At 58.2% G+C, this 25730-nt stretch carries 33 protein-coding genes and 1 tRNA gene; 16 read left to right on the top strand and 18 right to left on the bottom strand.

All coding sequences use genetic code 11. From position 1 onward, the window contains the following. Positions 1 to 34: 34 nt before the first annotated feature. From BLU01_RS23585 to BLU01_RS23560, 6 genes are all read left to right on the top strand, one after another. On the top strand, positions 35 to 1192 hold the full coding sequence (locus tag BLU01_RS23585; RefSeq protein ID WP_092279987.1) for a hypothetical protein: 1158 nt from the start codon (positions 35 to 37) through the stop codon (positions 1190 to 1192). Between the two features lie 10 nt (positions 1193 to 1202). Then, positions 1203 to 1961, top strand: a complete 759-nt coding sequence (locus BLU01_RS23580; RefSeq protein ID WP_197675568.1) for an ERF family protein — start codon at positions 1203 to 1205, stop codon at positions 1959 to 1961. A gap of 6 nt (positions 1962 to 1967) precedes the next feature. Then, the gene (locus BLU01_RS23575) at positions 1968 to 2585 is read left to right on the top strand and encodes a YqaJ viral recombinase family protein (RefSeq protein ID WP_092279985.1); all 618 of its coding nucleotides are present in this window, start codon (positions 1968 to 1970) and stop codon (positions 2583 to 2585) included. Beyond that, positions 2582 to 2923, top strand: coding sequence for a hypothetical protein (locus tag BLU01_RS23570; RefSeq protein ID WP_092279983.1), 342 nt, complete (start codon positions 2582 to 2584; stop codon positions 2921 to 2923). The genes BLU01_RS23575 and BLU01_RS23570 overlap by 4 nt, the downstream gene beginning before the upstream one ends. Before the next feature lies 1 nt (position 2924). Continuing rightward, positions 2925 to 3281 (top strand): hypothetical protein, encoded by a 357-nt coding sequence (locus BLU01_RS23565; protein ID WP_092279981.1) that lies wholly within the window; start codon positions 2925 to 2927, stop codon positions 3279 to 3281. A gap of 81 nt (positions 3282 to 3362) precedes the next feature. After that, entirely contained in the window at positions 3363 to 3674 is a 312-nt protein-coding gene (locus BLU01_RS23560) for a hypothetical protein (RefSeq protein ID WP_092279979.1), read from the top strand. 39 nt (positions 3675 to 3713) lie between these two features. Here the strand turns inward: BLU01_RS23560 and BLU01_RS27805 are convergent, their stop codons facing one another. Continuing rightward, positions 3714 to 3884, bottom strand: a complete 171-nt coding sequence (locus BLU01_RS27805; RefSeq protein WP_167370446.1) for a hypothetical protein — start codon at positions 3882 to 3884, stop codon at positions 3714 to 3716. Positions 3885 to 3961: 77 nt separating this feature from the next. Here BLU01_RS27805 and BLU01_RS23555 point away from each other — a divergent pair, with 77 nt between their 5' ends. The 7 genes from BLU01_RS23555 (at position 3962) to BLU01_RS23525 (ending at position 9748) form a co-directional block, all read left to right on the top strand. Then, positions 3962 to 5269 (top strand): DNA cytosine methyltransferase, encoded by a 1308-nt coding sequence (locus tag BLU01_RS23555; protein ID WP_092279977.1) that lies wholly within the window; start codon positions 3962 to 3964, stop codon positions 5267 to 5269. A gap of 209 nt (positions 5270 to 5478) precedes the next feature. Beyond that, positions 5479 to 6108 (top strand): hypothetical protein, encoded by a 630-nt coding sequence (locus tag BLU01_RS23550; protein ID WP_092272602.1) that lies wholly within the window; start codon positions 5479 to 5481, stop codon positions 6106 to 6108. Further along, positions 6105 to 6566, top strand: a complete 462-nt coding sequence (locus BLU01_RS23545; protein ID WP_092272605.1) for a hypothetical protein — start codon at positions 6105 to 6107, stop codon at positions 6564 to 6566. The genes BLU01_RS23550 and BLU01_RS23545 overlap by 4 nt, the downstream gene beginning before the upstream one ends. 81 nt (positions 6567 to 6647) lie before the next feature. Further along, on the top strand, positions 6648 to 7055 hold the full coding sequence (locus BLU01_RS23540; protein ID WP_092279974.1) for a hypothetical protein: 408 nt from the start codon (positions 6648 to 6650) through the stop codon (positions 7053 to 7055). A gap of 341 nt (positions 7056 to 7396) precedes the next feature. Beyond that, on the top strand, positions 7397 to 8251 hold the full coding sequence (locus BLU01_RS23535; protein WP_092279972.1) for a DNA adenine methylase: 855 nt from the start codon (positions 7397 to 7399) through the stop codon (positions 8249 to 8251). A gap of 43 nt (positions 8252 to 8294) precedes the next feature. Beyond that, the gene (locus BLU01_RS28115; RefSeq protein WP_231987105.1) at positions 8295 to 8699 is read left to right on the top strand and encodes a hypothetical protein; all 405 of its coding nucleotides are present in this window, start codon (positions 8295 to 8297) and stop codon (positions 8697 to 8699) included. After that, entirely contained in the window at positions 8585 to 9748 is a 1164-nt protein-coding gene (locus BLU01_RS23525; protein WP_231987183.1) for a tyrosine-type recombinase/integrase, read from the top strand. The genes BLU01_RS28115 and BLU01_RS23525 overlap by 115 nt, the downstream gene beginning before the upstream one ends. 78 nt (positions 9749 to 9826) lie before the next feature. Here the strand turns inward: BLU01_RS23525 and BLU01_RS23520 are convergent. From BLU01_RS23520 to thrS, 9 genes are all read right to left on the bottom strand, one after another. Then, positions 9827 to 9903, bottom strand: a tRNA-Pro gene (locus BLU01_RS23520). 88 nt (positions 9904 to 9991) lie between these two features. After that, complete coding sequence (locus tag BLU01_RS23515) at positions 9992 to 10348, bottom strand: MerR family transcriptional regulator (RefSeq protein WP_003179985.1); 357 nt, start codon at positions 10346 to 10348, stop codon at positions 9992 to 9994. Then, on the bottom strand, positions 10329 to 10631 hold the full coding sequence (gene ihfA / locus BLU01_RS23510) for an integration host factor subunit alpha (RefSeq protein ID WP_002553164.1): 303 nt from the start codon (positions 10629 to 10631) through the stop codon (positions 10329 to 10331). The genes BLU01_RS23515 and ihfA overlap by 20 nt, the downstream gene beginning before the upstream one ends. A 3-nt stretch (positions 10632 to 10634) precedes the next feature. Beyond that, on the bottom strand, positions 10635 to 13016 hold the full coding sequence (gene pheT / locus BLU01_RS23505; RefSeq protein ID WP_092279968.1) for a phenylalanine--tRNA ligase subunit beta: 2382 nt from the start codon (positions 13014 to 13016) through the stop codon (positions 10635 to 10637). A gap of 26 nt (positions 13017 to 13042) precedes the next feature. Beyond that, positions 13043 to 14059 carry a phenylalanine--tRNA ligase subunit alpha gene (pheS, locus tag BLU01_RS23500; RefSeq protein ID WP_007905876.1) on the bottom strand — a complete coding sequence of 339 codons (1017 nt, stop codon included), beginning with the start codon at positions 14057 to 14059 and terminating at the stop codon, positions 13043 to 13045. A 109-nt stretch (positions 14060 to 14168) separates the two neighbouring features. Next, positions 14169 to 14525 (bottom strand): 50S ribosomal protein L20, encoded by a 357-nt coding sequence (rplT, locus tag BLU01_RS23495; RefSeq protein WP_007905879.1) that lies wholly within the window; start codon positions 14523 to 14525, stop codon positions 14169 to 14171. A gap of 27 nt (positions 14526 to 14552) precedes the next feature. Further along, positions 14553 to 14747: a 50S ribosomal protein L35 gene (rpmI, locus tag BLU01_RS23490; RefSeq protein ID WP_008145659.1), complete on the bottom strand. Its 195-nt coding sequence runs from the start codon at positions 14745 to 14747 to the stop codon at positions 14553 to 14555. Positions 14748 to 14807: 60 nt separating this feature from the next. Next, positions 14808 to 15359 carry a translation initiation factor IF-3 gene (gene infC / locus BLU01_RS23485; protein WP_176469887.1) on the bottom strand — a complete coding sequence of 184 codons (552 nt, stop codon included), beginning with the start codon at positions 15357 to 15359 and terminating at the stop codon, positions 14808 to 14810. Beyond that, positions 15359 to 17281: a threonine--tRNA ligase gene (thrS, locus tag BLU01_RS23480; RefSeq protein WP_092279966.1), complete on the bottom strand. Its 1923-nt coding sequence runs from the start codon at positions 17279 to 17281 to the stop codon at positions 15359 to 15361. Before thrS ends, infC begins: the two co-directional genes overlap by 1 nt. 372 nt (positions 17282 to 17653) lie before the next feature. Here thrS and BLU01_RS23475 point away from each other — a divergent pair, with 372 nt between their 5' ends. Both BLU01_RS23475 and BLU01_RS23470 read left to right on the top strand, forming a co-directional pair. Continuing rightward, entirely contained in the window at positions 17654 to 17956 is a 303-nt protein-coding gene (locus BLU01_RS23475; RefSeq protein WP_092279964.1) for a hypothetical protein, read from the top strand. Between the two features lie 293 nt (positions 17957 to 18249). After that, a complete protein-coding gene (locus BLU01_RS23470; RefSeq protein ID WP_003179963.1) occupies positions 18250 to 18462 on the top strand; it encodes a cold-shock protein in 213 nt (70 codons plus the stop codon). Positions 18463 to 18533: 71 nt separating this feature from the next. On the opposite strand, the gene BLU01_RS23465 is transcribed toward BLU01_RS23470, so the two are convergent. Together BLU01_RS23465 and BLU01_RS23460 are read right to left on the bottom strand one after the other, a co-directional pair. Next, on the bottom strand, positions 18534 to 18854 hold the full coding sequence (locus BLU01_RS23465; protein WP_092279962.1) for an I78 family peptidase inhibitor: 321 nt from the start codon (positions 18852 to 18854) through the stop codon (positions 18534 to 18536). A gap of 167 nt (positions 18855 to 19021) precedes the next feature. After that, positions 19022 to 19327 carry a hypothetical protein gene (locus BLU01_RS23460; protein ID WP_092279960.1) on the bottom strand — a complete coding sequence of 102 codons (306 nt, stop codon included), beginning with the start codon at positions 19325 to 19327 and terminating at the stop codon, positions 19022 to 19024. Positions 19328 to 19461: 134 nt separating this feature from the next. On the opposite strand from BLU01_RS23460, the gene BLU01_RS23455 reads away from it, so the two are divergent. After that, positions 19462 to 19674, top strand: coding sequence for a hypothetical protein (locus tag BLU01_RS23455; protein WP_092279958.1), 213 nt, complete (start codon positions 19462 to 19464; stop codon positions 19672 to 19674). 33 nt (positions 19675 to 19707) lie between these two features. Here the strand turns inward: BLU01_RS23455 and BLU01_RS23450 are convergent, their stop codons facing one another. The 6 genes from BLU01_RS23450 to BLU01_RS23425 are packed head-to-tail and all read right to left on the bottom strand — an operon-like array spanning position 19708 to position 25687. Continuing rightward, complete coding sequence (locus tag BLU01_RS23450; protein ID WP_092279956.1) at positions 19708 to 20736, bottom strand: nucleoside hydrolase; 1029 nt, start codon at positions 20734 to 20736, stop codon at positions 19708 to 19710. A 44-nt stretch (positions 20737 to 20780) separates the two neighbouring features. Further along, positions 20781 to 21185: a D-ribose pyranase gene (gene rbsD, locus BLU01_RS23445; RefSeq protein WP_092279954.1), complete on the bottom strand. Its 405-nt coding sequence runs from the start codon at positions 21183 to 21185 to the stop codon at positions 20781 to 20783. Further along, positions 21182 to 22099: a ribokinase gene (gene rbsK / locus BLU01_RS23440; protein ID WP_092279952.1), complete on the bottom strand. Its 918-nt coding sequence runs from the start codon at positions 22097 to 22099 to the stop codon at positions 21182 to 21184. The genes rbsD and rbsK overlap by 4 nt, the downstream gene beginning before the upstream one ends. A 37-nt stretch (positions 22100 to 22136) precedes the next feature. After that, complete coding sequence (locus BLU01_RS23435) at positions 22137 to 23156, bottom strand: LacI family DNA-binding transcriptional regulator (protein ID WP_092279950.1); 1020 nt, start codon at positions 23154 to 23156, stop codon at positions 22137 to 22139. Positions 23157 to 23159: 3 nt separating this feature from the next. Further along, a complete protein-coding gene (locus BLU01_RS23430) occupies positions 23160 to 24137 on the bottom strand; it encodes an ABC transporter permease (RefSeq protein ID WP_092279948.1) in 978 nt (325 codons plus the stop codon). Then, positions 24134 to 25687: a sugar ABC transporter ATP-binding protein gene (locus tag BLU01_RS23425; protein WP_092279946.1), complete on the bottom strand. Its 1554-nt coding sequence runs from the start codon at positions 25685 to 25687 to the stop codon at positions 24134 to 24136. The genes BLU01_RS23430 and BLU01_RS23425 overlap by 4 nt, the downstream gene beginning before the upstream one ends. Positions 25688 to 25730 lie beyond the last annotated feature (43 nt).

Raw genomic sequence — 25730 nt, 5'->3', positions numbered from 1 at the left:
TCAAACGCTGCGCGCATCGCGGCAAGGATCTCGTATGTCCGCACAACAGCAAGTCATGACCATCGACGACATCAGCGCCGATAACGCGCCAACGATTTACGTCACCGGCGGCCTTGGCCAGTTCTTCGACGCAGTGTCCGCCGAAGTCACCGCAGAGGTTCCCGACCTGACCACCCGCAAGGGCCGCGAGCGCATCGCCTCGCTGGCCGCAAAGGTCAGCAAGTCGAAGACTGCAGTTGAAAAGCCGGGTCGCGACTACCTGAAGCGTTTAAAGGAAATGCCGAAGGTCGTGGAAGCCGAGTTGCGCGAGTTCGTCACCAAGATGGACGCGCTGCGTGATGCGACTCGCCAGCCGCTGACGGACTGGGAAAAGGCCGAAGACGCCCGCGTCGACAAACACAACGACGGCATTCAGCGCATCAAGGACATGGCGCGCTTCGAAGAAACGCCAACCGCTGCGCACGTCGCCCAGGTCATCGCCGATCTGGAACTGGTTGCAATCGACAAAGACTGGGAAGAGTTTTTGCCAGAAGCCGCTGAAGCGAAAGACCAATCCCTCGCGAAGCTGCGCACCCTGCTCACGGAGCGCACCAAGTACGAAGCCGAACAGGCTGAACTGGTCCGGTTGCGCGCCGAGGCTGAAGCGCAGGCGCAGCGTGACCGTGACGCCGAAATCGCTCGAGTTGCCGCAGAGCGGGCAAGCCGCGAAGCCGAAGAGCGCGCCCAAGCGGAGCGGGACGCCGCCGCACGCCGCGAACAGGAACTGATTGATCAGGCGGCGGCAGCGCAACGCGCCACCGAACAAGCTGCTCGCGACGCCGAGGCAGCCGCCGAACGTCAGCGCCTTCAGTTGCAGTTGCAAGCCGAACAGGCGGAACGGGCTGCCGAGCAGGCTGAATCCAACCGTCTCGCCGCCGAGCAACGTGCCGAGCAGGAGCGCATCGACGCCGAGCGGCGCCAGACTGAAGCAGTTGAGCGGGCACGACTGGCCGAAGTCGCGCGGGCCAACGCCGCAGCAGACGAAATCCTTCGCCAAGCAAAAGCCCGCGAAGACGACCTTGAGCACAAGAAGGCAATCAATCGCGCCGCCCTTGACGCCTTCATCGCCGGCGGCATGCCTGAGGCGTGCGCCAAGCAGGCTGTGACGCTGATCGCACAGCGCAAGATTCCAGCCGTCGCCATTTCCTACTGAGGTAGCCAGTATGTCCACCGAAATCATCATGCCGCTGGAGCGCGATCGCCAAATGGCCGCCCATCCAGCGCAAGAAATCAGCATGTTGTCGACCATTAGCCGGCTTGCCCTTGATCCTCGCTGTGACATGGACAAGCTGGAACGCCTGATCAAGCTTCAGGATCGGATGGAAGCCAAAACCGCGCTCGAGGCCTTCAACGCCGCTTTCGCTGAAATGCAGTGCGAAATGCCTTCGGTTGAGAAACGCACCGAGAACACGCACACGAAGAAGATGTACGCCGACCTCGACGACATCAACTACGCAGTGCGCCCGGTCATGGCCAAGTTTGGCTTTGGTGTGTCATTCAAGATCGTCAACCAGGCCAATGGCGTCAGCATCACCGGCATCCTGATGCATAAAGCCGGTCACCGCGAAGAAACGACCATGATCCTGCCTCTTGATACAGGCGCAGGGCGCAGTGCTGTTCAATCGGTTGGTTCGACCACGACGTATGGAAAGCGGTATGTGATGTGCGCCCTGCTGAACATTACCAGCGGAGACGACAACGACAACGACGGATATGTCGAGTCATCTGAACAACTGGTCACGCCTGCCCAGGCGCGACAGATTCAGGCGCTGCTGGATAAATGCAGCGAGGCTGTCCACGCCAACTTCGAGAAAATGTATGGCGACCCCGGACAGATAGCTAAGCCCGCATTCGATGGCGTCGTGGCAGGTCTGAACAACTCAATCTCAAGAGCGGCCAAAGCGGCGCAGCAGGCGGGGTAAACGAACATGCAAATCATCACCGAAGTTAAGCAGGGTTCGCCAGAGTGGCTGGCACTACGCCTAGGCATCGCAACTTGTTCGGAGCTGGACTGCCTGCTGGTAGAGGGCAAAGGTGAGGCTGGCTTTGGCGTGGGCGCCTTCACATATATGAACACACTGATCGGTGAGCGCATCACTGGCGAAGCTGCCGACCCTTTCCAGGGAAACCGACACACTGAGCGCGGCCATGAGTGGGAGGGTGTAGGCCGAAACCTATACGAGCAGCGCGAGGAAGTAAAAACCACCCAGGTGGCAATTATCCTCAATCACGGCATTGGTTATTCGCCTGATTCGCTGGTAGGCGACAAGGGGCTGACGGAAATCAAAACCAAGCTCCCTAAATTTCAGGTCGATGTAATCCTCTCTGACAAAATTCCAAAGGAACACGTCGCGCAGTGCCAGGGCGGCCTGTGGGTATCGGAGCGCGAGTGGATCGACTTTGTTTGCTACTGGCCTGGAATGCCGCTGTTCATCAAGCGCGCCTACCGGGACGAAGTGATGATCCGCAAGCTCGGTGAACGCGTGAAAACGTTCTACGAGATTCTTGATGAGCGCATGAACAAAGTACTGGGGATCGCAGCATGAGATGGGACGCCCACAAGGCCGAAGAGCCGGCCATTGCCCAAGCCCTGCATCAGTTCACTGACGCTGGGATCTTCGCCGCGTCGAAGGCGCTGCGGCGCTCCACCCGCTCTCTCAACCGAATCGCCATCGAGCATGGCGTCGAGTTCTCGACACCCACCGCCAAGACAATGGATGCCCGCCGCCAAGTGAGGGACTCAATGATCGCTCAGGTCAAAGCGCTGGCCGGCACTCGGTCCCAAGCTGAGATCTGCGCGGCGCTGGGAATCACCCGGGCCGTGCTGCGCGAGCTCGCCGAGATTCACCACATCAACATCAACAGTCGCTCGAAAGGAGACTGACATGGACCCGGCTATCGAAAAAAGCACCGAGCGGCAAAGTGAGCTTGATGTCGCAAAGGCTGCGTTCTTCGCGGCCAACGGATCGATCCAGCACATCCCGCGCGGCGTCGGTAAAGACAGTCTTCTTCCGCCAGATGTGCCGCCGCCACGTTACGGCTACGGGCGGATCGCACCGGCCAAATCAAAGCGTGGCCGGATCATCAATTCGGCGGAGAAAGAGGCCTTGGCCGTTCGGCTGATGGAATGCAAGGCGGCCGGCATGTCTCGGTACGGGGCGAGCAAGCATCTGGAGATCAGCGAAACGCTCTGCCGCAAGCTGATCAATCAATTCGACCTCAACTTCCCGGCGACAGGCTGATGCGCAGAATGGTCCGCATCCAGCAACGCAAACGACAAGCCTGGCTGGGAATCCCGGCCAGCGGCATTGAAGAGGTAGGCCATGGCAGCCGCGCAGAAAGATCGATCAGCAAAGACTGCGGCGAGGCGAAAGACTCGCGGCGAGGAAGAAATCAGACTGCATTGCATGGCCGGAACCCGCCAAGCACTGGCTGAGCTGATGGCCTGGAGCGGCATCGAGGAACAGGGCGAAGCGATCACGCTGATGATTCACCATCTGCATGGGCTTGGCCCGGGTGGCGCGCTGCCGCTGCTCACTCCGCCGCGACACAAAATCACGATTTCCGATTCGTGCCGCGCGAAGCTTGAGATCGCCTACCGACGCGAAGAGTTGCGCATCTGTCACGACGAATAACCCCCTCTTCTTTATGAATCACGCCAGTCGACGAGCCGGTTATCGCACCGAGTTCTCGCTGCTCATATACCTCGCCAACTCAATGATCTGCCGCAAGCAAATGACGACCTCCAGCTTCTGCTTGTCGTCGGGAATACCCAACCGCTTCAGCATCCTTTGAGCGTCTTCCTCGATCGCCGCGAGAGCGTCGATATCGCTTTGCAATCTCATGTTGGCCTCCTGCCAGTTTGAATTCGAGATTCATATAAACCACAAAATCACTTCACGCCAGCCGGCGAGGACCACGCATGGAAATCACTTACGGCTCGGTCTGCTCAGGGATCGAGGCGGCAACACTAGCTTGGAAGCCTCTCGGCATGCGCGCTACCTGGTTCGCCGAGATCGAAGCGTTCCCCAGCGCGGTGCTGGCCCACCACTACCCCAACACTCCGAACTTCGGCGATATGACAAAGCTCGGAGCCTTGGTCCTGGCCGGCAAGATTCCTGCACCCGATGTTCTTGTCGGCGGAACACCTTGCCAAGCCTTCAGCGTCGCCGGCATGCGCCAAGGTCTACTCGACCCGCGCGGCGCCCTCACCATCAAATACGTGGAGCTCGCAGATGCAGTTGACTATGTTCGAGCAGGCCAGCGAAAGCCGCCCTGCGTCATCGTCTGGGAAAACGTCCCCGGCGTCCTCAGCGACAAAGGCAACGCCTTCGGATGCTTTCTTGGCGCGCTTGCTGGGGAAGACTGCGAGCTGCAGCCTCCAGGGAAAAAATGGCAGGACGCTGGTTGTGTGTATGGACCCAAAAGAACAATCGCATGGCGGATCTTGGACGCCCAATATTTCGGCCTGGCCCAACGACGCCGCCGTGTGTTCGTTGTCGCAAGTGCTCGAGACGGATTCGATCCCACCGAGGTACTTTTTGAGCGAGAAGGCATGCGCAGGGATTCTGCGCCGCGCCGAGGCCAGGGGCAGGACGTTACCGGAACAGCTCCTTTCGGCCCTGCGCTCCAGTGCGGATGTGGATCCGTCTTCGCTGAATCGCTAGGCCAATACGGCTGCCCGAACTGCGAAGGTGATGAAGGACCCGCGGTTGATATGTTCGGCGGCATCCCGGCATTCGGCGGGCATAGCCTGGGCGGATCGATCGAGAGATCAGCGACGCTCACCGCCAAAGACAGCCGACTCGACATCGAAAGCGAGACCTTCTTTATGCAGAGCTTCGTGGCCGACGATTACAAGGAGGGAACATTCTCCGTCTCAGATGTATCCAGGCCACTCACCACTAGCGCCGACAGGTCGCGCGCCGCGCCTTTAGTCGCTGATATTTCGCCAACCCTTCGCTCCGGAAACATGCGTAACAACAGCAATCCAGCGACGGAGATTTCCATGTTGGTAGGCGGCTCAGCAGTGCGCCGCCTCACTCCCGTCGAGTGCGAGCGCCTACAGGGCATGGCCGACGACTACACCATGATCCCCTGGCGCGGCAAGCCAGCCAGCGAATGCCCGGACGGCCCCCGCTACAAGGCGATCGGCAACAGCAAGGCTGTCACCGTCGTTCGCTGGATCGGCCAGCGGATCGTTCGCCAGATCACACCCAGCCCGTACTGATGATTGCTTCAACCAATCGAACACCGGCGGCAATCAGGTCAAGCAGCTTTATCAGATATTTCATTCGGGCTTCCTCGGCAGACCCGGAGCCAGGATTGGCTTCGTAGTCTATACGTGCCCAATTAGCCAGAGCCCGCCCCGCTGTTCCTCTTGGGCTTTTTCCAACTCAACCACTCCACCGCCCGGGCATGACCCGGATAGGACGCCCCATGCCCACAGAAAACAAAATCGCTGAGCCGGTGCCGAGCTTAGCAACCGGTCACCATCTCGACGCTGCGACTTGGTCTGACTTCGTCCAGCGCCTGCGCCATGACTGCAAGGGGAAGCGGGTCCACGATCATTGCACCGCAGATGCCATCTTCATTGTCGAAGCCCGCCGCATCGTCGCCGGACTGGACATGGACTACACCGACAAGCGCCTGGTGTATTGGGACAGCGGCGAGTCAGTGGCGTACTCGGTAAAGGAATACTGGGATGGCCTGTCCAGCTACCAGAAAAGCCAGCTCAATAAAAAGATGCAGGCCTGGTCTGAATGCCAGTTCATGAAAGCCAGCGAAGACGATCAGTGGTATGTGCTCGGTGAGCTGGCGGAACACTCCGTGACCGGCTGGGATGATCGCTGGGAATACATCAACGCCCACTTCACCCACGCTGCCGCCGAAGCATTCATCAAGCGCAAGAAGCACGACTACCGCGATGGGATGCGGGTCTACGTCGAATCGCAGTACTACGCGTGGGAGTTCAACGCCATCAAGGAAGCGATCCTCGACGGCACGCTGACGTTCACGCCGAAGCCGGCTGTGAATGCCCATGATCTGGTAACGAGGGAGGCTGTATGACAACCAACCAAACGATTAGCTTCCCGCGAGAGCTGAGCGATGAGTTGGGCGAGCTGATCGCCGAGAAGGCCAGGGTCTGTGGTGGCGGTGCGTTCGATATCTGGGAGGCGATCTGCGAGCAATTCGGAACGCCTGGCTTACGGCCGCGCGGAAACCCAGAAGGCAAGCGCGAATATTTTGAAAAGTGGGTAATGGCGACCAATCACCCCGTGTTCGGCTTTCTGGATGGCCGATCCCTGGCCCGTGGCGATGATCGCACCGGTTACGCCGATGAGTATGTGCAGGGTCTGTGGGTTGCGTATCTGGCGCTCGGCGTCGAGCAGCCCGCGCCGATAGCGCTGGCATCCCGCGAAGAGTCGATAGCCTGGCTCAAGCGTATCGATGGCATCGGGCAAGCGCGCGCCGAATTGATCTACTCGATGGGCTTCCGCCGCCACACCGAAGTGCCCCAATCCTGAAAGGAGTACATCCGTACTCCTCTCGCAAAACCTGTAACCCCCCCCTTCAAAGTCAGCCGCTATAGCGGCAAAGGAATCGCTATGCCAGAAGAAACTGTTTTGCCCGTCGCGTCGGCCGAACCTGAATACGCCTACTCCGCCAATGGCGAAGACTGGGTGTCTGACTGGTGCTCGTTCCTCGATCAGAACGACGAACTGGAAGTGGGTGATGAATGTCAGCGGGGCCTGATGGTTTACGGGGACCCCGCCGAATTCGTGGACGCGGACGCCGTGATCGACTCTATGGCCGACAACGCCCATTCAAGCGACCTCGGGGAATGGGCTGATGACTTCCCGGACGTCAGTGCTGAAGCAAAGGCCGAGCTGGAGGATTTGCTTGATGCCTGGGCCCGGAAGAACTGCGATTGCAGCTTCTACCGCGTCAAGGACATCGAGAAATTCAAGATCGCTCACGAAGATTTGGAGCTGCGGGACGAGGTGACGCCATGATCATCCCAGTCTCTGCCCTCGCCTACATGGCCTGGCTCATCTATTCGGGGCCGCGGTGATGACCCACCAACCGAAAGGCGGCATGTGCTCCACCTGCGCCCACGCACACCGCAATTGCAGCCACCTCCCCTTCAGCACAATGCCGCCGCTTTCTCGCGACGGCCAGACCGTGATCGTCCGCTGCACTGACTTCCAACGCCGCAAGTGACCCCTCTTCCACCTACCAGCCTGCCGAAGCCTGAAAGCCCCTTATACGGGGCAATAGGCGTCAGTACGCCTCATATACGAATCATTAATCACAGCCTGCCGGTGTACGGCGGGCGCGCACCTGGAAAACACTCATGACCATTACTGCACCGGTCATCCGCTACCACGGTGCCAAGTTTCGGCTTGCGCCGTGGGTGTTGCAACACTTCCCGCCGCACACTTGCTACGTCGAATCCTTCGGCGGCGCCGCCGGCGTTCTGATGCAAAAACCTCGTTCCTACGCCGAGGTCTACAACGACCTGGACGGCGACATCGTGAACCTGTTCCGCGTTTTACAGGATCCAGTTACGCGATCGGGACTCACCGAGCGCCTGGTCTTCACGCCCTATTCCCGCGAAGAGTTCGAATTGTCGTGGGAGCCCAGCGCAGAGCCGATTGAGCGAGCGCGACGGACGATCATCCGCGCTCAGATGGGCTTCGGATCGGCCGGTGCAACGAAAGGGGTTACCGGTTTCCGCATAGACACCAAACGGCAGTACGGCACGGCGCAATCGCTGTGGGCCACGTATCCGGAGCAACTTGCCGAAGTTGGCCAGCGCCTGAGCGGCGTGCTGATCGAGAACCGCCCGGCGATCGAGGTCATCACCGCTCATGACGGTCCGCAGACGTTGCACTACGTCGACCCACCCTACGTGCATGACACCAGATACAAAGGCGCGTCGAGCGGTCGGTACTACAGGCATGAAATGGACGACGCAGCGCACCGCGAATTGCTTGGTACTTTGCTCGAGCTAGAAGGAATGGTCGTGCTTTCGGGATATCCGAGCGAACTGTATGCAGAGCTCCTACCTGGCTGGGCCAGCTACAGCACATCGGCGCGCATTAGCGCCGGGCGCGGCACCGCCAATCGAACCGAATGCATCTGGCTGAATCCGGCCTGCGTTGATCGAGTCAGCCAGATTGGCTTGGATCTCGGCGAACGAGCATAAACCTTTCACCACCTTCTGCCGCCACGCGCGGCATGGAGCACTTATGTCCAATCGAAGCGCGGCCCAGGTCGCGCCCATCCTCCCGCGCTTCATTCGCGCTGGAGAGGCTTACGGCTATCTCGGCATGTGCCGGGATGAATTCAACAAAACGGTCAGGCCAAACGTTCGGGAATTCCCGATCGGGAAACAGGGCATCGGCTTTGATCGGCTCGAGCTCGACGCGTGGGCAGATGCCTACGTCGAGTCAATGGCAATTGAAAAGGCGGCCAATCAGGACAACAATCGGCCTCGCAGCGAGCGCCAACAAGGAATAGATCCATGGCGCGAAAAACAATCTCAGGGCTCTATGAAAAAGGCGGTATCTGGCAAATCGACAAGGTCTTCCGGGGCCAGCGATTTCGCGAAAGCACTGGAACTGGTGACCGGCAAGAAGCCGAGCAGTACCTGATCCACCGGCTGGAGCAGCTACGACAGGAAAAGGTATACGGCGCGCGGCAGGTTCGGACGTTTGCTCATGCGGCGGCGCGCTTCCTGACTGAATTCAGGGATCAGCCATCGATCAAGCTGTCTGCGCACCACTTGTCTCAGCTGATTGAGTTCGTCGGGGAAGTGCCGCTGACTCACATTGATGACCAAGCGCTTGCGCCTTTTATTAAAGATCGGTTGGCGGAGAAGCAACTTGAAAATGGCAAGGTGAAGAAAGGCGTCACCAACAGAACGGTAAATATATCGATTGAGCGGGTGGTTCGGGTTTTGTCGTTGTGTGCCAGGAAATGGCGAGATGATGAGATGCGGCCGTGGCTGGATAGCGTGCCGATGCTCACAAAGCTTGAAGAGAAGAAATCGAGCAGGAAGCCCTACCCTATGTCTTGGGGAGAGCAGTCGATTCTTTTTGGAGAGCTCCCGTCACACCTGCAAAAGATGGCCCTGTTCAAGGTAAACACCGGTTGTCGAGAGCAAGAGGTCTGCAAGCTGAGGTGGGAGTGGGAGATTTCAGTGCCGGAGATCGGCGCGAGCGTGTTCCTAATCCCCTCTGATTTCGGCGGCAGGAATGAGCGGTCTGGAGTGAAGAACGGCGACGAGCGCCTGGTTGTGCTGAATAGCGTAGCGATGTCGATTATCGAGCAGCAGCGCGGCATCAGTGCCGACTGGGTGTTTCCTTACAAAGGCAACGCCATGCACAGGATGAACGACTCGGCTTGGAAGAAAGCGCGGGTGAGAGCGGCGAAACTCTGGCAGGAGGAAAACCTTCTCCCCGCTCACCCAGGCTACCTATCAATCCGCGTGCACGATCTTAAGCACACGTTCGGCCGCAGGCTGCGCGCAGCGGGTGTAACTGAAGAAGATCGCAAGGCCTTGCTCGGCCATAAGAACGGCAGCATCACCAGTCACTATTCGGGCGCGGAGCTCGGGCATCTGATTGAAGCTGCGAACATGGTATCAGCCACCGATTCACGTGGACCGGTACTGACAATTTTGAAAAGGAGGCAGGCATGAAAATCAGAGAAGCCCCGAAAATCTCCCGACCATGAAAAAGGCCAATGCGCGAACATTGGCCTAAGTCATTGAAAAATATGGTCGGGACGGAGTGATTCGAACACTCGACCCCTAGCACCCCATGCTAGTGCGCTACCGGACTGCGCTACGCCCCGACTAGGCGTTTAACCTGTTCTTCACCTCGAAGAACGCTCAAGAATATATCGCAAGCTTTTGAAAACTGGAAGTATTCAAACACTGGATTTATTTCTTGAGCACAACCAGTACGTCTTCCAATTCGGCAATCATCTGCCGAATCATCTGCTTGTACTGAGTGGTGTCGTCTTTGGCTTCATCGCCGGACAAACGCAAACGCGCGCCGCCGATGGTGAACCCTTGATCGTAAAGAAGCGCGCGGATCTGCCGGATCATCAGCACGTCCTGGCGCTGATAATACCGGCGGTTTCCGCGGCGTTTGACGGGGTTGAGTTGAGGAAACTCCTGCTCCCAATAGCGCAGCACGTGCGGTTTTACCGCACACAGCTCGCTGACTTCACCAATGGTGAAGTAGCGTTTGCCTGGGATGACGGGTAGCTCGTCGTTATGACTTGGTTCCAGCATAAGCCTCAACTCGGGCCTTCAACTTCTGCCCTGGACGAAAGGTGACCACACGGCGAGCCGTGATCGGGATTTCTTCACCCGTTTTCGGATTGCGGCCAGGCCGCTGGCGTTTGTCCCGAAGGTCGAAATTGCCGAAACCGGACAACTTGACTTGTTCGTTGTCTTCCAGAGCGTGCCTGATTTCTTCAAAAAACAGTTCGACCAATTCCTTGGCCTCCCGTTTATTCAGGCCCAGCTCCTCATACAGACGTTCCGCCATCTCAGCTTTCGTCAGAGCCCCCATACGTCACTTCCTTAACGTGGCGTTCAACCTTTGTTCGAGCGAGGTGAGGATATTTTGCGTCGTGGTATTCACCTCATCGTCATTAAGAGTGCGCGATGGATGCTGCCAGGTCAAGCCGACTGCAAGGCTTTTTCTATCAGGATCAATGCCTTTACCCTGATATACGTCAAATAGCCTGAGGTCCGTCAGCCATTCCCCTGCATTTTCACGGATTACGTCCAGTACGGCGCTGGCGGCGACGTCTTTTTCGGCAATCAGCGCAAGGTCACGTCGCACTTCAGGAAAACGCGACAACTCCTGGAATTTAGGCATTTTACCCAACGCGACTTCAGCCAGAACCAGCTCGAAAACAAATACAGGACGGTCGAGACCGAGGGTTTTCGACAGCTCAGGATGAATCGCGCCGACAAAACCTACGAGGCGCCCTTCACGCTCGATGCGCGCGGTTTGACCCGGGTGCAGCGCCGGGTGTTTGCCCGGGACGAACGCGAACGAATCCAGTGCACCGGCAAAGCCCAACACTGCTTCAACATCAGCCTTGATGTCAAAGAAGTCGATGACATCGCGCCCTTGCGCCCAGCCTTCCGGCAGACGGCTGCCGCAGACTACACCGGCGAGCATCGGCTCTTGCTTCAGGCCGTCCAGTTGACCGACGAAACGCAGGCCGCTTTCGAACAGACGGACGCGATCCTGCTGACGATTAAGGTTGTGCTGCAGCGATTTAACCAGGCCTGGCCACAGCGACGAACGCATGGCTGCCATGTCATTGGAAATCGGATTGGCCAACAGCAGCGGTTCAACGCCCGGATTAAACAGTTCGAACTGTTTCGGATCGATGAAGCTGTAAGTGATCGCTTCCTGATAACCACGTGCCACCAGCAGACGACGCAATTCAGGCAAGTCGCTGCGAGCTTCAGCCTTGGCTTGCGGCGCGAGGCGGGCTTGCGGATAACGAACCGGCAGACGGTTGTAGCCGTACAGACGGGCCAGCTCTTCGATCAGATCAACTTCCAGGCTGATGTCGAAGCGATGGCTTGGCACTTCTACGCGCCACTGCCCTGCTCCATCGGCGCTAACGTTCAGGCCCAGGCCATTGAGTAGACGCTCGACTTCGACCGGGTCCATTTCCATGCCCAGCATCTGCGTGATGCGCTGCGCTCGCAATGTCACCGGGGCGATCGACGGCAGATGCTGTTCGCTGACGGTTTCGATGATCGGGCCAGCTTCGCCGCCAGTGATCTCCAGCAGCAGGCCAGTCGCGCGCTCCATGGCTTCACGGGCCAGCTGCCAGTCCACGCCACGCTCGTAACGATGCGAAGCGTCGGTGTGCAGGCCGTAGGAACGGGCCTTGCCGGCGACAGCAATCTGGTCGAAAAACGCGCTTTCGAGGAATACATCACGCGTGGTCGCAGTGTTGACGCCGCTGTGCTCGCCACCCATGACGCCGGCGATTGCCAGGGCGCGGGTGTGGTCGGCGATTACCAACGTATCGCTGCGCAGGCTGACTTCCTGACCGTCGAGCAAAACCAGCTTCTCGCCTTCTTCGGCCATGCGCACGCGAATGCCGCCATTGATTTCAGCGAGATCGAACGCGTGCAGCGGTTGACCCAGTTCGAGCATCACATAGTTGGTGATGTCGACGGCGGCGTCGATGCTGCGCACGTCGCCACGGCGCAAACGCTCGACCATCCACAGCGGTGTTGGCTTGGACAGGTCGACGTTACGGATCACACGACCCAGATAACGCGGACAAGCGGCGGGCGCCAGCACTTCGACCGAACGCACTTCGTCGTGCACGGCCGGCACAACAGCAACTACCGGACGGGTGACTTCGGCGTTGTACAGCGCGCCGACTTCACGGGCCAGACCGGCCAGGGACAGGCAATCGCCGCGGTTCGGGGTCAGATCGACCTCGATGCTGGCATCGTCCAGGCCCAGGTATTCACGAATGTCCTGACCAACCGGTGCATCGACCGGCAATTCCATCAGGCCGTCGTTGCCTTCGCCAACTTGCAGCTCGGCTTGCGAGCACAGCATGCCGTTGGACTCAACGCCACGCAGCTTGGCTTTCTTGATTTTGAAGTCGCCCGGCAGTTCGGCACCGATCATGGCGAACGGAATCTTCAGGCCCGGGCGCACGTTCGGCGCTCCGCAAACGACCTGGAAAGTCTCCGAGCCATTGCTGACCTGGCACACGCGCAACTTGTCGGCGTCCGGGTGTTGCTCGGTGCTCAGCACCTCGCCCACCACCACACCGGTGAATTCGCCGGCGGCCGGCGTAACGCTATCGACCTCAAGACCGGCCATCGACAGACGAGCAACCAGCTCGTCACGGCTTACCTGCGGGCTTACCCAGCCGCGCAGCCATTGTTCACTGAATTTCATCCTGCTCTCCTAAGAATTCGTTACGACTAGCGAAATTGCGCGAGGAACCGCAAGTCGTTGTCGAAGAACAGACGCAAGTCGTTCACGCCGTAACGCAGCATGGCCAGACGCTCAACGCCCATGCCGAAGGCAAAGCCCGAGAACTCTTCCGGGTCGATCCCGGACATGCGCAGCACGTTCGGGTGAACCATGCCGCAGCCCATGACTTCCAGCCAGCCAGTCTGTTTGCAGACACGACAGCCTTTACCGCTGCACATCACGCATTCCATGTCGACTTCGGCGGATGGCTCGGTGAACGGGAAATACGAAGGACGGAAACGCACGGCCAGTTCTTTTTCGAAGAACACGCGCAGGAATTCCTCGATAGTGCCTTTCAGGTCGGCGAAGTTGATATCGCGGTCGACCAGCAGGCCTTCGACCTGGTGGAACATCGGGGAGTGGGTGATATCCGAGTCGCTACGATACACACGGCCTGGGCAGACGATGCGGATCGGCGGCTGTTTCGATTCCATGGTGCGGACCTGTACCGGCGAGGTATGGGTGCGCAGCAACATGTTGGCATTGAAATAGAAGGTGTCATGCATCGACCGGGCCGGGTGATGGCCTGGGATGTTGAGCGCTTCAAAGTTGTGATAGTCGTCTTCGACCTCAGGGCCTTCGGCGATGCCGTAGCCAATGTGGGTGAAGAACTGTTCGATACGTTCGAGAGTGCGGGTAACCGGATGCAGACCACCCGAGGTCTGGCCGCGGCCAGGCAGGGTCACGTCAATCGACTCGGCGGACAGTTTGGCGGCCAGATCGGCCTCTTCAAACAGTGCCTTGCGCGCATTGAGAACCTCTGTGACGCGCTCCTTGGCGACGTTGATCAGGGCGCCGACTTGCGGACGCTCTTCTGCCGGCAAATTTCCCAGGGTCTTCATCACCTGAGTCAATTCACCCTTTTTGCCAAGGTAGTGAACCCGGATTTGCTCCAGGGCATTGATATCTTCAGCGCTTTGCACAGCCTCTAGTGCTTGAGAGACCAGCGCATCCAGGTTTTCCATGTACAGACTCCAGATACAAAATAGGGGAAGAGCTTGAAGGCTCTTCCCCTATTTATGACGTTTAACACCTGGCCCCACAAAGATGAGGCCGGGTGACTGTCGGGGATACTTAAGCCAAGGTGGCTTTAGCTTTCTCGACAATCGCAGCAAACGCCGCTTTTTCGTTCACTGCCAGATCAGCCAGAACCTTGCGGTCGATCTCGATGGACGCTTTTTTCAGGCCGGCGATGAAACGGCTGTAGGACAGACCGTTGATACGTGCACCAGCGTTGATACGAGCGATCCACAGAGCGCGGAACTGACGTTTTTTCTGACGACGGTCACGGTAGGCGTATTGGCCTGCCTTGATTACCGCTTGCTTGGCAACACGGAATACGCGCGAGCGAGCGCCGTAGTAGCCTTTAGCAAGTTTCAGAATTTTTTTGTGACGTTTACGGGCAATGACGCCACGCTTTACACGAGCCATGAGTTACTTCCTCTATTCTTGACTAAATTAACGAAGGCGCAGCATGCGCTCGACTTTTGCCACGTCACACGGTGCCAGCAAGCTGCTACCGCGCAGTTGACGCTTACGCTTGGTCGACATTTTAGTCAGGATGTGGCTCTTGAAAGCGTGCTTGTGCTTGATACCGTTAGCAGTTTTCAGAAACCGCTTAGCAGCACCACTTTTAGTTTTCATTTTTGGCATGTTCGGATACTCCGCATTCAGTTGATAAACATAATCAGTAGGCCTGCCGTGCCCAAATGATTACTTCTTCTTTTTCGGGGCGATGACCATGATCAGCTGGCGTCCTTCCATCTTAGGATGCTGTTCGACCGAACCGTACTCGAGCAAGTCACCTTCAACTCGCTTGAGGAGTTCCATCCCCAGCTCCTGGTGGGCCATCTCACGGCCGCGGAATCGCAAGGATACCTTGGCCCTGTCCCCATCACTCAGGAAACGTACCAGGTTGCGCAGTTTTACCTGGTAATCCCCTTCCTCCGTCCCTGGACGAAACTTGATTTCTTTAACCTGAATCTGCTTCTGGTTCTTCTTGGCTGCGGCAACCTGCTTCTTCTTTTCGAAGATCGATTTGCCGTAGTCCATCAGCTTGCAGACAGGGGGTACAGCATCGGCGGAAATTTCCACCAAATCGAGCTTGGCTTCTTCAGCCTTAAGAAGCGCGTCTTCAATTGACACAATCCCAAGCTGCTCGCCCTCAGCCCCAATTAACCGAACCTCACGTGCCGAGATATTCTCGTTGATCGGGGCTTTCGGTGCAGCTCGTTTATCTTGTCTCATTTCACGCTTAATAGTAATTACTCCGAATCTGGGCGACCACGCCGGGAAACCGCTTGCGCGAGAAACTCAGCGAACTGGGCGACGGGCATCGAGCCCAGGTCAGCACCTTCACGAGTACGCACAGCGACAGTCTGCATCTCGACTTCCCGATCTCCGATAACCAAGAGATAGGGAACCTTGAGCAAAGTATGCTCGCGGATTTTAAAGCCGATCTTTTCATTTCTCAAGTCAGACTTGGCACGAAATCCGCTTTCGTTGAGAGTTTTTTCAACCTCAGCGGCGAAATCAGCCTGTTTGTCAGTGATGTTCATGATCACTGCCTGGGTCGGAGCAAGCCACGCAGGGAACGCGCCCTCGTAGTGCTCGATCAGGATTCCGACAAAACGTTCGAAGGATCCAAGGATCGCCCGGTGCAACATTACCGGGTGCTTGCGACTGTTGTCTTCGGAGACGTATTCGGCTCCCAGACGGACAGGCAGATTAAAATCGAGCTGAAGGGTACCACACTGCCAGACACGGCCAAGGCAATCTTTCAGCGAAAATTCGATCTTCGGACCGTAGAACGCGCCCTCCCCTGGCTGCAGATCGTATGGCAGGCCAGCGCTATCAAGGGCTGCAGCCAATGCCGCTTCAGCGCGATCCCACAATTCATCGGAACCTACGCGTTTTTCCGGACGAGTGGACAGCTTCATTTCGACGTCTTTAAAGCCAAAGTCGGCGTAAACGTCCATGGTCAGCTTGATAAAAGCAGCGGATTCGGCCTGCATCTGCTCTTCAGTACAGAAGATGTGCGCGTCGTCCTGAGTGAAAGCACGTACACGCATGATGCCGTGCAACGCACCCGACGGCTCGTTCCGGTGGCAGGCACCGAATTCGGCCAGACGCATTGGCAGCTCGCGGTAGCTCTTCAAGCCTTGGTTGAACACCTGCACGTGGCATGGGCAGTTCATTGGCTTGATCGCGTAGTCGCGGTTTTCCGACTGCGTGGTGAACATGTTGTCGGCGTAGTTGGCCCAGTGCCCGGATTTCTCCCACAGGCTGCGGTCCACGACCTGCGGAGTTTTGATTTCCAGATAGCCGTTGTCGCGCTGAACCTTGCGCATGTACTGCTCGAGCACCTGGTACAGAGTCCAGCCGTTCGGGTGCCAGAAAACCATGCCCGGCGCTTCTTCCTGGGTGTGAAACAAGCCCAGGCGCTTGCCGATCTTGCGGTGATCGCGCTTTTCAGCTTCTTCGATGCGCTGGATGTAAGCCGCCAGCTGCTTCTTGTCAGCCCAGGCAGTGCCGTAAACGCGCTGCAATTGCTCGTTTTTGGCATCGCCGCGCCAGTAGGCGCCGGACAACTTGGTCAGCTTGAAGGATTTCAGGAAACGCGTGTTCGGCACGTGCGGGCCGCGGCACATGTCGACGTATTCTTCGTGATAGTACAGACCCATGGCCTGCTCGTTCGGCATGTCCTCGACCAGGCGCAATTTGTAATCTTCGCCACGGGCCTTGAACACTTCGATCACTTCGGCGCGCGGAGTGACTTTTTTGATCACGTCGTAATCTTTTTCGATCAGCTGCTGCATGCGCTGCTCGATCGCGGCCAAATCGTCCGGAGTGAAAGGACGCTCGAACGCGATGTCGTAATAGAAGCCTTCGTCAATGACCGGACCGATGACCATCTTGGCGGTCGGGTACAACTGCTTGACCGCGTGGCCAACCAGGTGGGCGCAAGAGTGGCGAATGATCTCCAGCCCCTCTTCATCCTTTGGCGTAATGATTTGCAGCGTGGAATCGCTGTCGATGATGTCGCTGGCGTCAACCAGCTTGCCATTGACCTTGCCGGCCACGGTGGCTTTGGCCAGGCCTGCACCAATGGATGCAGCGACCTCGGCTACGGAAACCGGGTGATCGAATGAACGTTGACTGCCGTCGGGAAGAGTAATAGTTGGCATGGCGCCTCCTCTCCTAGTGGTGACCCCTACCAAAGGTCACGTGGGTTGGGATGAGCCAGTACAAGATCCGATCCAGGCCATTCAATGACGAACGCCTGCCTTACAGCGGCAGGAGCCTTGCGGCCAACCGGAAAACCGAACCAGAGTGACTGGGATTCAAATCAGGGTTATTCGGTCGTTGCCGCTGCCGGGACGAAAAGTCAGCCGGAGCCTGCAAAAGCCCGAGCGGGGCATGCTAGCACAGATGAACGGTCATCGCGGCAACGAGCTTTTGTGCCAAGGCAAATCAGCCGTTTTATGCCAGAGTGATGAACTAGAACGCCGCTTTACCCCTCATATAACAAGACATTGACCCACAAGGAGCATCCCAGCATGCGTCTGAATCGTTTGTTCGCAGTCGTCGCACCCATCGCCCTGTTGCTGCCACTGGCTGCCCACGCAGACTGGCCAAAGGGTGAGCGCGATAAATACATGGCTCAGTGCACTCAGGCCGCCACTCCACAGATTGGCGCCGCAGCCGCCAAGGCGCACTGCGCTTGTGGCGCCGACGCGATCAAGTCGTATCCGGCCAAAGACATTCAGGCATTGATGGACAACAAGGCAACGCCTGAACTGCAACAGAAGGCACTGGGCAAAATTGCCGCGTGCAAAGCCGATACGGCTCCGAAAAAGTAAGCGTCAAAATGCGCTTTGAGGACGCTGACAGACGATGAAACGCCTCCAAAAAGCGTCTTTTCTGACAAATTTTGCAGGTTTTACAGCTTTTTTTCATCGTCTTTACTTTCGGCTGAAAGCCTTTTAAATCGGGGCTTTCAGCCAGATTGAGCAACAAAGAATGGACGGTTATGGGGTAAACAGCACCCGCGGGGGGCTCCCAAATCGTACATTTCGACTATGATAGTCCCGTGTGCCCAGTTGGCCTGAGCAGCACAGTACTACTGAAAATATATGTTTCTTGGAGATACACCATGTCTAATCGCCAAACCGGCACCGTTAAATGGTTCAACGATGAAAAAGGCTTCGGCTTCATCACTCCTCAAGGTGGCGGTGACGACCTGTTCGTACACTTCAAAGCTATCGAAAGCGACGGTTTCAAAAGCCTGAAAGAAGGCCAAACCGTTTCCTTCGTGGCTGAGAAAGGCCAAAAGGGTATGCAAGCTGCACAAGTCCGCCCAGAGTAAGTTTCTGGCGCACTAAAAAAACCCCGTCCATGTGACGGGGTTTTTATGCGCGCAACAAAAGCCTGAAAAGATCAGCCGCAGTTGATGCGCGTGATTACCAGGTTGTCGTCGGTATTGAGATTCAGGCGATCGGAACGGTATTCCAGAGTCACCATGTCGCTAGGCTTGAGGATCCGGGCATTCTGCGCACCTGCGCGAGCACGTGCCTGCTCCAGCAATTCTGGCGAAGCTTTTTTGCCGATGGTGAATTCTGCAGCCTTCGAATCACAGCGGCTATGACCGGTCTCGGTCGCCACAGCATCAGTTGCTGTCGACTCGGTGGAGGATGTGCTGCAACCGGCCAGCATGGCGACGGCCAACAAAGTACCCAATGAGGCGAGCTTCCAAGGCATGAAGCCTCCTTTATTCAATAGATAAGCTGAGTTCGTGCGACCGCCGATCCTGCGTTTGGTTTCACGGGACAGCGCTATCAGCGCGCCGCAGGATTGGACAATCAGCGAGTTTGCCTGAGCACTACCGTGTCATTCATCACTCAATCGTGACTGAATATGAACAGCGCTCAATAGATATCGATGTAGTCGAACGGTGTCTTGGGCCAGTTCTCTTTCAATGCATTGTAGATCTGCATGACCCAGACTTCATCGCTGGCCGCGACCAATCCTACGTAACCCGAGCCCTTGGCCCACGTCTCAAGACGAAACAGCAGCCCACCAATGTCGGTGCCGCCCACCACGCCTGACGAAATGTAAGCGATGCCTTCTCTGGTCACGCGCAATTGGGTGTGCTCGTCATCGCTGGCGGAGGCCAGCAATTGGCGCACGGCTTCAAGGGTCAAGGCGTCAGGTTTATTCAAATCGATCTGCACAGCGCGGTCCTTGAAAATCCATCAAAGAACCAAGTGTCGCATAGCCCTCCCCTCATGCCTAAGTCGGAGTGCCAAACGCCAGACAAAAATGGTTAACTCGACACTCAGACATTCCCGACTTCACGAGCGCCATCATGACCACCGTAAGCATCGACGCCGACATCAAAGCCAAGTGGCCTCAGGGTCACAGTTCTTATAGCCCCGGCAGCCCGGAAGAACTGGCAATCATTGGCATCGACCTGCTGGTCAAGGAGTTGGGAACGCAAGCCGCGCAATCGTTCATCGCCCAGGTATTCGAAAAATACCCGGCCAATTATCTTGGCTTGGTGGGTTCAGGCAGGGAGTAAAAACCCGCAGGCTGGCACCTGCGGGCATGCAGCTTACTTCAGACGAGCCAGACGCTGGGTCAGCAGGTCGAAGAAGCCTTGAGCATCGCCATTCTCGACCCAGAAGGCGTTTTTCGGCGCTTTCAGGCCGTCGTACCAGTCGACGATGGTTTGGCCAAAGGTCGGGCCTTCGCGGCTATCAACAACGACATTCACCGCACGACCGGTGAACAGCTCCGGCTTCAGCAGGTAAGCAACGACGGTCGCGTCATGCACCGGGCCACCCGGAATACCGTAATGTTCCATGTCGCCCTTGACGTATTCATTGAGAATATCGCCGACGATCTTGCCCGCATTGTTGTTCAGCGCGGCGATCTGCTTCAGGCGCGCGTCGCTGGTGAGGATCTTGTGGGTCACGTCCAGCGGCAGATAAGTCAGCTTGACGCCACTCTTGAGCACCACTTCCGCAGCCTGCGGATCAGCGAACAGGTTGAATTCGGCCACTGGGGTAATATTGCCGCCGTTGAAGTGCGCGCCCCCCATGATCACCACTTCCTTGATGCCCTGCACGATCTCGGGTTCCTGAATCAGCGCCAGTGCCAGGTTGGTCTGTGGGCCGAGCATGGCGATGGTGATGCTGTGCGGCTTGGCGTTTTTCAAGGTATCGATCAGGTAATTGACCGCGTTGCCTTCAGCCAAACCCTTCTTCGGTTCGTGAACCGTGACACCCGACAGGCCTTCCTTGCCATGGATGTTCTCGGCATAGATCGGCGTGCGCATCAGCGGTTTCGGCGCGCCAGCGTAGACCGGCACTTCTTCGCGCCCTGCCCACTCCCGCGCCAGACGCGCATTACGCGAAGTCTTGTCGAGGCGCACGTTGCCGGCGACGGTGGTCAGTGCGCGGATGTTCAGTTCTTCCGGCGAAGCCAGCGCAAACAGCAAGGCAACGACGTCGTCGGCACCCGGGTCGGTGTCGATGATCAGGTCGATCTTTTCCGCCGCTTGGGCGCTTGTTGCGGTGATGAAAGACAAGAGCAGCAGACTCCGAAGCAGATGATGCAGTTTCTGAGCATAGCGGTGCATAGCGCACTCCTTGTGCGTGGGAAAGCATAGAAGGAAACAGCGAGTTAGAACGTTACCCCGGACACCAACACGATGTTGCAGTACGGCTGACATTCGCCTGTACGAATAATCGCCCGTGCTTGTCGGCTAAGGACTTTGAATTGGTCATGGCTGAGCAGCTCGCGCCGGCCCAGCTCACCGTCGGCATTCAGCTGATCCAGAGCCGCCAAGGCCGTTGGTTTTTTATCAAGAATCTCTTGGGCGATGACGTGGCTTTCGACCTGCATTTCGCTGAGCACAACTTTCAACGTGCTGACGAAATCCGGAATGCCGTGGGTCAGCGCCAGATCAATCAGTTCGACGCCCGGCGGCACCGGCAGACCGGCATCGCCGATCACGACTATGTCGCCATGGCCCAGAGACGCGATCAGCCGCGACAGCGCGACGTTGAGCAAAGGGGTCTTTTTCATGGTGCTTTAAATGCCTGTACGTCGGACAAGGTAGGAATAGAAGGTTGCGCACCGGCCCGGGTCACCGACAGCGCCGCCGCGACCTGGCCGAAACGGATCGCCTCGGCTTCGGATTGCCCGGACGCCAACGCCGCAGCAAAACCGCCAACAAACGTATCGCCAGCCGCCGTGGTGTCCACGGCGTGCACTTGGGGCGCGGGGAAATGCTGAAAGCCTTGGCCGTCGGCAAACAGCGAGCCTTGAGCGCCAAGGGTGATGATGACTTTACCGGCGCCCATGCCGATCAATCGCGTCGCGGCCGTCTCGGCGGTTTCCAGCGAGTCCACCGGTAAACCGCTCAGCGCCGCCGCTTCGCTTTCGTTAGGGATCAGGTAGTCGATGGCAGCGTACCAATCCGCAGGCAACGGCCGGCTGGCGGGTGCGGGATTGAGGATCACGGTTTTGCCCAGTTCACGCCCGCGCTTCAACGCATGACCGACCGTCGCGTCCGGCACTTCCAGTTGGCAGATGATCACGTCTGCCGCTTGCAACACGGAGTCAAAACGATCGATTACACCCGGCGTCAAAGCACCGTTGGCGCCTGCGACAATCACGATCGCGTTCTGGCTGTTGTCATCCACAACGATCAACGCTACACCGCTGGCGCCGTCGACGATGCTGATGGCATCACAATCAATCTGCTCGGCCAACAACGCGTTGCGCAACTGCTGCCCGTAGGCGTCGGAGCCGATGCAGCCAACCATCGAAACTTCAGCGCCCAGTCGAGCCGCCGCTACAGCCTGATTCGCACCTTTGCCGCCGGAGACGGTTGAAAACGACTGGCCGATCAGCGTTTCACCGCCACGCGGCAGGCGCGGCGCGCGGGTGACCAGGTCCATGTTCAAGCTGCCTATTACCACTACTTTTGCGGGCATACGTCACTACTCATCAATTCGGTTTCAGCGCTGCTTATTAGCGAAGCTGGGCGAACACGCCGGCCAGCGGCGCAGTCGATTCTCGCAAAACAATACTCGGGGTCACGATCCGTTGATCGGTGGCCAGGGCCGGCGTGGCAATCCTTCGCAACAAGACTTCGGCGGCCATTTCGCCGAGTTGCAGGATCGACTGGCCGACGGTGGTCAGTGCCGGGTACACATAACGACTCATTTGAATGTCATCGAAGCCGATTACCGACAGCTCGTTGGGTACGCGAATATTGCGCTCGGCGGCCGCGCGCAACACGCCGATACCAATCATGTCGTTACCGGCAAAAATGGCGCTCGGCGGATTGTTCTCCAGCAGAGTCGCAGCGGCGTTGTAACCACCGGTGCTGGTGAAATCACTTTCCAGCATGCGCTCACGCGGCACATCGACGCCCGCCTCTTTCAGCGCCCGGCAATAACCCGCCAGACGCATTTGCGCCACGCTGGTATCCGCCGGCCCGCCGATGGTGGCGATGTCACGATGGCCCAATTCGAGCAGATGCCGGGTCGCCAGATAGGCGCCGTATTCGTGGTCAATTCGGACCAGATCGGCATTCACCCCTTGCAGCCCACGGTCGACAATCACCATCGGCGTGCGCACCGCCGCGAGGCCCTCGGCGAGTCCGGCGTCGCCACCGGCCGAGGCGACGATCAAGCCGTCGATGCGTTTTTCCAGCAACACCCTTAAATAACTGCGCTGCTTGTCCGGGTTGTCGTCAGAGTTGCAGAGGATCACGCAATAGCCGTTACGCTCGCAGTAATCCTCGATGCCACGGGCCAGTTCGGCGAAGTACGGGTTGAGGCTGTTGGGCACCAGCAAACCGATGGTCGCCGTGGTTTTGGCTTTCAACGACCGCGCGACGGCGCTGGGCACGTAGTCGAGCGTCTTGATCGCCGCTTCGACTTTGACCCGCACTTCCTCGCTGACCGGCCGCGTCTTGTTCACCACGTGAGACACGGTGGTGTAGGAAATGCCCGCAAGCGCCGCCACATCCTTGATTGTTGCCATGAATCAGGTCCGCCGGCTTGCGCGCTGACTGCGATAAGTATCGAGCACCACGGCGACCACAATTACGGCGCCAGTGATGATGCGTTTGGTCGGTTCGCTTGCGCCGATCTGCGCCAGGCCAGCGGCCAGTACCGAGATGATCAACACCCCGAAGAACGTACTGATCACCGAGCCACGGCCGCCCATCAGGCTGGTGCCGCCGATGACCACAGCCGCGATCACTTGCAGTTCCAGACCCGAACCGGCGTTGGGATCGGCAGCTTCCAGACGCGAAATCTGAAACAGTGCGGCAATCCCGGCCAGCAGGCCCATCAGGCTGAAGACTAGAATCTTGTATGGTTTCGGATTGATCCCCGCCAGACGCACAGCTTCTTCGTTAGTGCCGATGCCGATCAAGTAGCGACCGAACACGGTGCGCGTCAGCACAGCCTGAGCCACGATGATAATCACAAAGGCAATGATGAACGACGGCGAAATGCCGAAGGCAATCGGGTTCGACAGCCAGGCAAAGGAATCACCGATGTAAGCCGTGCGCGAACCGGTCATCTGATACGCCAGGCCGCGGGCCATTTCCAGCACGCCGAGCGAGACGATGAACGACGGAATCCGCCACGCCACGGTGATCGAACCGGTCACCGTGCCGGCCAATGCCGCTACGCCCATGCCGAGCAAAGCGGCGGGCAAAACGCTCCAGCCCCAGCCGAGAATCGCCACGCTGACCGCTGACGCCGCGAGCGCGAGTACCGAGCCGACCGACAAATCGATGCCACCGATGATCAGCACGAAGGTCATGCCGACCGCCAGCACCATCAAATCCGGGATCTGGTTGGCCAGGGTGCTGAAAGTGTCATACGAGAGAAAATGGCTGCTCAGGACCGAGAACAGCGCGATCATCGCCAGCAAGGCGCCGGCCAGCCCCAGGTAAGTACCGAGGCCGTAGAAATTGCCACCACGTTTACCGGCGGACGTTGCAGTTTTCATGGGAGATCCCTAGGCGCTGCTTCGTTGAGCAACGCATCACGTTTTTGGTAGCCGGCAAATGCGGCGGCAAGCAAATCATCCTGGGTCCAGCTGTCGCGCTCGAATGTGTCGATCAAACGCCCTGCCGACAACACGCCGATGCGGTCGCAAATCAGCATCAATTCACGCAGGTCACTGGACACCACCACCAGCGCTTTGCCCTGGCGCGTCAATTCGCCGAGCAAGGCATAGATGTCGAACTTGGCGCCGACGTCGATGCCGCGTGTCGGCTCGTCGAACAACATCACCGAACAATCGCGCTCCAGCCAGCGGCCGATCACGACTTTCTGCTGGTTGCCGCCGGACAGCTCCGACACCAGTTGCGTCGGGCTGGAACTGCGGATGCGCATGGCACTGATCTGCCGCTGAGCCAGCGCGATCTCATCGCCGTTATTGACCACGCCCGCGTTGGAAATCACCGGCATATTGCCCAGCGCTATGTTGGCGCTGATCGATTGAGTCAGCAGCAGGCCTTCGCCCTTGCGGTCCTCGGTGATCAGCGCGATGCCGTGGCCGACCGCATCGGCGGGTGAACGAATGCTCACGACCTTGGCCGGCGAACCCAGCGCGACGGTGCCGCTGTCGGGCGTATCAGCGCCGAAGATCAGCCGCAGCAATTCTGTGCGCCCTGCCCCGATCAATCCGGAAATACCGAAGATCTCACCGGCGCGCACTTCAAAGGAAACGTCGCGAACTTTGTCGGAACGGGTCAGCCCTTTGACCGTCAAGGCCGGCGCGCCGATCTTGCGCTCGCCCATGTCCATGTGTTCGCCCAGCTCGCGACCGACCATCAAGGTCACCAGTTGCTCACTGTTGTAATTGGCCATCGGCTCGACGCACACCAGATTGCCGTCGCGCAGCACTGCAATGCGCTGCGCCACTCGCGCGAGTTCTTCGAGGCGATGGGAGATGTAGATGATCGACACGCCACGCGCTTGCAGGCGAGTGATCTGCTCGAAAAGCATCTCGACTTCGCGCGCCGTCAGCATCGCGGTCGGCTCGTCGAGGATCAGCACATGACAGTCGCCGATCAGGTTGCGGGCAATCTCGACCATTTGCTGGTGACCGATGCCCAACTCGCCGACCAGTGTGTCCGGGTCAATCGCGTCGAGGCCGACTTGCGCCATCGCCTCGATCGCCGCTTTGCGCAACTGCTTGCGGCTGATCCAGCCACCGTTGCTCGGCAAGTTATCGAGAAACAGGTTCTCCGCCACTGACAATGTCGGCAGCAGATTGAGTTCTTGCATGACCATGCGAATGCCCAGGTCTTCAGCCTGGGTGCGGCTGCCGGGGCGGTAGTCCTGACCCTGGAATTGCATCTGGCCAGTGGTCGGTGTGACCAGGCCGCCGATGATTTTCGACAGGGTACTTTTGCCGGCGCCGTTCTCACCGGTCAGCGCCAGCACTTCACCGCGCATCAGCGTCAGGTCGATGCCAGTCAGGACAGGTTGCGCGTAGGTCTTACCGATGCCGCTGACCGAGAGGACAGCGTTCGGGGCGGAAACTGACATAGAAAACTCTCCATGCACCCGCCCGGACGGGCGAGTGCCATTG

This window comes from Pseudomonas prosekii, assembly GCF_900105155.1.
Lineage (GTDB): Bacteria > Pseudomonadota > Gammaproteobacteria > Pseudomonadales > Pseudomonadaceae > Aquipseudomonas > Aquipseudomonas prosekii.
The sequence above is the reverse complement of the archived record's forward strand: the minus strand, read 5'-3'. Positions and strand labels throughout refer to the sequence as shown.